Below are 5,719 nucleotides of genomic sequence, written 5' to 3' on the forward strand. Positions count from 1 at the left end.
CAAAAACGGCAACGGTATCAAGGAAGAAGGTGAACCGTATATAGACAAACCAGAAATCGCAGAGTATTTCAGTAACACCGATAATGCCCTGCTTATCTCTTATGCACGTCAGGTGCATCCGATGGCAGCCGTTGGTGGCAATCTCAAACTCCTCAATCAATCCATCTTTGAAAACAGTGGAAACGGCTTCGGTATCGACATCGGTTTAATTGTGGAACCCTACAAAGGTTTACGCGTCGGTGCAATGTTATTAGACGCAACAGGCACGCAAATCCGTTGGGACACCGCCGATACACCAACGTTCACCCGTACGCGTCGATTCCGACTCGGGGCGGCTTATCACTTCACTGTGCCACGCCTCGGTAAAGGCGCGATCGGTGCAGATATTGAAACTGACCAAGCCGATCTGGAGGTAGGTGGCGGCGGAGGCGGACTTGTGCCACGCATCGGCGCGGAATATTGGCTTTTCAATATCGTCGCACTCCGCGGCGGTTGGAATGGACACGGGCTTTCTGCAGGTGCTGGACTCCATTTACGGATAAATGAGATGTCGTTTTTTATCAACTACGCTTTCAACACCCACACCCTCGGTGGTTCACAGCGTATCTCTGTTTCTGGGGAATTCTAACTTTAACAGGACTTACGCAGCGTGCTCTTTTGTAGCATAGGAGACCGTTGGTTTCCTGTGCACTGAAAACGTCTCTGTTTTTGAGAGTTTACCCGCTAACGGAACGTCATATCGTCAAAATTGCGTAAATCCTGTGTAGTATAAATAATCCAAGATTCCACTTTGTAGCATAACCTGTTAGGTTGTGCCACTTCCTGCTGAATAGGAAAAGAGACGACTCGATGAAAAATAGATGCTTTTCGATTTTACTGATTGGGTTTGTGATTTTTGTTTTGCCATCAAATACCTTCGCCCAAGACGACCCGCAGTGGCACCTGCCCGAGGGTGCGAAAGCGAGACTCGGTAAAGGAAACATAAATGAGATAACGTATTCCCCGGATGGCACTACTATCGCTTCAGGAAGTTGGGATGGCACGGTGCTGCTGTGGGAGTTGGTTCCCTCTCCTACATCGAATGCGATACTCAGTCTTTCACCTACCGCACCACAATCCCCGGCTACCGGACAACAACTGACCCTCTCCCTCAAAATCGCGGACGCTGAAGACATCGCAGGTTACCAAGCAACAGTATCATTTGACATCTCTGCACTCCGATACATTGAGAGTATGAACGGCGATTACCTACCTGCAGGTGCGTTCTTTATTCCACCTGTCGTTGAAGGCAACACCGTGACACTTGCAGCCTCCTCACTCACTGGTGAAAGCGATGGGGACGGCACACTTGCAACGATTACGTTTGAAGTCATTGCCGTCAAAGCCTCCACCGTCCGATTAACCGATGTGCTACTCACAGACCGTTCCGCTGGAAGCTCAACGCCGCAGATAGAAAACGCTGAGATTTCGGCACCTCCACAACTGTCCACGGATGTCAATAAAGACGGTATCGTCAACGTTATTGATCTGACCTTGGTTGCTGCTAACTTCCGGAAGACTGGCGCAAATGATGCGGATGTCAATAATGATGGGGTTGTCAACATCATTGACTTGACGCTTGTCGCTGCAGCATTCGGTAATACCGCAGCCGCACCGGAAATCTGGAGTCTTCCGCCTGAGGACACACCGACAAGCACACAAGTGAAGCAGTGGCTAAGTCAGGCACGGCAGATGAACCTGTCAAGCACAGACTTCCAACGGGGTATCCGCGTCTTGGAACAACTTTTGGCAGTTAAGTTAAAAAATGTCCTTGTTGGTGTCTTGAGGGCATATTGGTATCCTACCAATGATCTTTTGACTGAAACAGAGAAACTGGCAGCGATTGCATCAAGCATAGAATCAACAGATTGGTGGGATGTTGAAGGTGATAAGGAGTGGGACGCATGGAAACCTTGAAATCTGCTAAGGTTGACAGCCTCGGAGAAATCGGGTAGAATAAAGGGTATCTGAAACGCAACATTTTATCCTGATAGGCAGCGAGTGAAATTCGATGAACGCTTTTGATGAGATCCTCTCTTTCTTGCAAGAACCCCTCGGCACCTTTCCTGACCGGAGTGCCAGATGGTTTTTGTCGAACCCCGATAACCTCCACGGGTTGCTCGAAATCATTGGGAGCGACCTCGTGGGATCCCTTGATTTTCGCAAGATCCGCCGCGTCAATACGACTTTTGTTGCTGACAACCTCCGGGAACAAGAATCGGATCTGGTGTTCCTTTTACCCTTCCGGGATGCCGATGAAAGGGAAGTGATGATCTATATTCTCATAGAACATCAATCCACGGTAGACCCGGCGATGGGATTTCGGTTACTATTTTACATGGTTCAGATATGGGATCAGCAGCGTCAGCAGTGGGTGTCAGAGAACGTGCCGAAGCGTGAGTGGCGGTTTCGTCCGATTATCCCTGTTGTTTTTTATACGGGTGAATAGGTCTGGCAGACACTACCGGCACTTGAGAGTTTGATGGATGTTCCGGAACCTTTGGTTCGTTTTATTCCGCGTTTTGAGACGCTCTTTCTCGGTGTCAAGTCTGAATCAGATGCGAATCTGCTGAAGACAGAACGTCCATTGGGTTGGTTGCTGACGCTCTTGAAACGTGAGGATTCGGAGTCAAGTGAGTTCCGGGCTGCGTTAGAACGTTTGAGTGAACATCTTGGCACCCTCACGGTTGCAGAGGATGGTTCTTGGAAGCAGGCACTGTATTATCTGTATCTATTGGTTTTCTATCGTCGCTCGGTTGAAGAGCGCGGGGTTTTAGAACGGTTCATCTCTGAACACAGCGAAACATTCAGTTTATCAGAGCAGGAGGCATCCCTGATGCAAAGTATGGCAGAACATTACTTAGAACAAGGTATAGAACAAGGTATAGAACAAGGTATAGAACAAGGTATAGAACAAGGGGCACGCGAAACAACGATTGAAAACACGTTAGCAATTCTCACAGCACGTTTCCCGCAGGCAGATGTCAATGCCCTAAAACCCGCACTTGAAGGGATTACGGACCTGGCTCGCCTGAAAGCATTGAATGTAAATGCTTCGTTAGTTTCAAGTTTGCGTGCCTTCCAACACGGATTATAAGGTGCAAAATGAGAGGTCGTTTTTTATCAACTACGCTTTTAACACCCACACCCTCGGCGGTTCACAACGTATCTCTGTGTCTGGAGAATTCTAACACAGCGAAAAACCCCGCAGCAGGATATAGAGATATTGTTTGTCATAGATAGATAAGGTTTAGGCTTTTTTGTTGTTGGACGTCATTTTTTTCCATGATGTAACCTTTTCAGGACTTACGCACTTCCCCGGTAGGTGCGGTTTCCCAACCGCACTGATTGCGTCATGGTAAACCTAATTCTCTGATTTTGCGTAAGTCCTGTTGAACTGATACAATTGCGGGCGGGTGAAAAAGAGAGCATACCGTGGATGAAAGACCGGCGAGGTTAGAAAACCTCGCCTATCTATTTTATCAGAGACATCTATAGGTTTGTTTGTTCAAAAACTGTATCCATTCCAACTTCAATCCGGACCGGAGCCAAATACGGACGAATCGCTGCCGTATCCACACGCACACCGAGTCCCGGCAGTTCTTTGACTCGAACCATCCCATCAGATTCGACAGAAAACGGGTCTGCTACCAACCGCTGCGATAATTCCGATCCCGCTGCAGGATATTCCAATAGACTGAAATCCGGGTGCGTTGCAAACACATGCAGCGCAGCAGCAAGGCTCAAGTGGCTTTTGAACGTATGGTTGACGTACTGAATATTGCACTGTTCTGCCAGTTGACGCACCCGAAAAGAAGGCATAATCCCACCAATGCGTCCGGCATCAATCTGCACGAACTGGATACCCCCATTCACAATCAAGTCTTCTGCCATTCGATAGGTATTCGATCCTTCACCCGCTGCGATTGGAATGCTTGGCCCTCTTTGTGTCAGGGCACCGTAGGCATCAACAGCATCAGGAGAAAGCGGCTCCTCCAACCATGTTGGAGAAAATTGGGCAAACGCCTCAGCACGTTGGTAAGCCGTTTGGTGATCAGTGCCCCAAACAACACCCGCATCAACCATAATTCGGGCTTCTGCTCCCATGCCTTCACGCACCGCATGCACCAGCGCAATATCGTTCGCTTCGCCGAATTTACCCATCGGTCCCCAACCAAACTTCGCAGCACGATATCCCTGTAGGCGCAATTCTGCCGCAATATGATAGGTCTCTTCTGGTGTGTCTCCGAAAAGGACAGAGGCATACGGCAGTTTCGGATGTGCCACATCAGAGGTTCCTGACATCTCCGCAAGTAGACGGTAAACCGGTTTTCTCAACTTCTGACCGACAAGATCCCACAAAGCAATCTCAGCACCACTATAGGCGTGCGCTATCTGCTGAATGTCCAGTCCGTTGCGGAATGTCTTTTCGCTCAACCGAACCACATCGTCAGGACTCTCAAGCGTCTCACCCATTAACGAAGTGCGGATATTGATGATATTTCCATGGGACATCGGGCAGCAATAGACAGCAAGACTTACCAAAGGCGAAGCATCGCACTCTCCCCAGCCTTCAAACCCCGTATCCGTCCGGATCCGGACCAAGAGTGTATCTTGCGTTCCATCAGCAGCGGTTGTGATATCAGGCATCCGTAGATAAAACGGATCAACTGCCGTAATTTTCATATTTACCCACTCACAGGATCCGCCGATTGACCATTATCTTCTTCGGAAATAACCTGTGGAATTGCATCGTCGGCTTGGCTGCTGCGCGCAACTGCAAGGGAGCGCATCACAGAAATGAGAAACCAGCCTAACAATCCGACACCCGCACCAATACCCATCGCAATCCCCGCGCCCTTGGGCGTGGTGATCTTGTCCAACGTTTCTTCGTCTAACTCACACGAAAGACCTTCAATATGTTTGATGGCAATCGTCCGCTTGTCACCATCTTCTACATACTCAATAGCCGGTGCGGTGTTACTATCTATTTTGATATCGGCACTTCCGGAAGGTGTATCAATTGTTACCGAGTTATCCTCTTGCTCACTTACCCAGTGGGCTTTTAATCCTTTTATCCCGTCCGTATCGCGAATCGGTTCTACCCGCGTCCGGAATAGCACACCCCCTAACAGATTAAGGGTGATGTCTTTAGACTTTACGAAAGCGTTTCTCAAATTTTCTGAATTCACGGTATTCTCCAATCGTTATAATACAGTTTACACGAGACGTTTGCGAGCATCTGTTTCGGCTAAATGTATTATAACGAAAACCCACCGGAATGTCAAGACTCGGGCGACTTGATAAAAAAATCTTGACGAATCACACATTTTGTGCAAAAATATATACAGGTTTGTGATTAGAAATAGGTATTTATCAAATACACAACGAACACGGGTGTATACTAAAACTACGACCAACAGTCCAATTAAGTCCATTTTGCTATATCAAACATCCTGAGAAGAGGAGTTTTCAGATGCGGACCGATTCACACACGTCTAACGAACGCCAGATTCCGCTTTTTCCATTACAAGTTGTCTTGTTCCCTGGTGGACTTTTGCCACTACATATTTTTGAGCCGCGTTATCGCACGATGGTCAAATTTTGCTTGGAACATGAGTCTGAATTCGGTATTGTACTCATCAAAGAAGGCGAGGAGGCGGCTTCGCCCACCTCCTCG

7 protein-coding genes are annotated in these 5,719 nt (G+C 48.2%); 5 read left to right on the forward strand and 2 right to left on the reverse strand.

All coding sequences use genetic code 11. From position 1 onward, the window contains the following. From OXH39_04090 to OXH39_04105, 4 genes are all read left to right on the forward strand, one after another. Nucleotides 1-628 (forward strand): hypothetical protein (locus OXH39_04090; GenBank protein ID MCY3549617.1); only part of this gene is annotated, 628 nt, incomplete at its 5' end. A gap of 221 nt (nucleotides 629-849) precedes the next feature. Next, nucleotides 850-1,956 carry a cohesin domain-containing protein gene (locus tag OXH39_04095; protein ID MCY3549618.1) on the forward strand — a complete coding sequence of 369 codons (1,107 nt, stop codon included), beginning with the start codon at nucleotides 850-852 and terminating at the stop codon, nucleotides 1,954-1,956. A 94-nt stretch (nucleotides 1,957-2,050) separates the two neighbouring features. Beyond that, nucleotides 2,051-2,488 (forward strand): Rpn family recombination-promoting nuclease/putative transposase, encoded by a 438-nt coding sequence (locus tag OXH39_04100; protein MCY3549619.1) that lies wholly within the window; start codon nucleotides 2,051-2,053, stop codon nucleotides 2,486-2,488. Between the two features lie 33 nt (nucleotides 2,489-2,521). Next, entirely contained in the window at nucleotides 2,522-3,136 is a 615-nt protein-coding gene (locus tag OXH39_04105) for a hypothetical protein (GenBank protein MCY3549620.1), read from the forward strand. 395 nt (nucleotides 3,137-3,531) lie between these two features. On the opposite strand, the gene OXH39_04110 is transcribed toward OXH39_04105, so the two are convergent. Together OXH39_04110 and OXH39_04115 are read right to left on the reverse strand one after the other, a co-directional pair. Further along, the gene (locus tag OXH39_04110) at nucleotides 3,532-4,725 is read right to left on the reverse strand and encodes a mandelate racemase/muconate lactonizing enzyme family protein (protein ID MCY3549621.1); all 1,194 of its coding nucleotides are present in this window, start codon (nucleotides 4,723-4,725) and stop codon (nucleotides 3,532-3,534) included. Between the two features lie 2 nt (nucleotides 4,726-4,727). Continuing rightward, the gene (locus OXH39_04115; GenBank protein ID MCY3549622.1) at nucleotides 4,728-5,231 is read right to left on the reverse strand and encodes a hypothetical protein; all 504 of its coding nucleotides are present in this window, start codon (nucleotides 5,229-5,231) and stop codon (nucleotides 4,728-4,730) included. Between the two features lie 284 nt (nucleotides 5,232-5,515). Here OXH39_04115 and OXH39_04120 point away from each other — a divergent pair. After that, nucleotides 5,516-5,719 (forward strand): LON peptidase substrate-binding domain-containing protein (locus OXH39_04120; protein MCY3549623.1); only part of this gene is annotated, 204 nt, incomplete at its 3' end.

This window comes from Candidatus Poribacteria bacterium (genome assembly GCA_026702755.1).
Lineage (GTDB): Bacteria > Poribacteria > WGA-4E > WGA-4E > WGA-3G > WGA-3G.

Coding starts and splice junctions, on each gene's coding strand:
- OXH39_04095 (MCY3549618.1), top strand. CDS start 850: ATGAAAAATAGATGCTTTTCGATTTTACTGATTGGGTTTGTGATTTTT.
- OXH39_04100 (MCY3549619.1), top strand. CDS start 2,051: ATGAACGCTTTTGATGAGATCCTCTCTTTCTTGCAAGAACCCCTCGGC.
- OXH39_04105 (MCY3549620.1), top strand. CDS start 2,522: ATGGATGTTCCGGAACCTTTGGTTCGTTTTATTCCGCGTTTTGAGACG.
- OXH39_04110 (MCY3549621.1), bottom strand. CDS start 4,725: ATGAAAATTACGGCAGTTGATCCGTTTTATCTACGGATGCCTGATATC.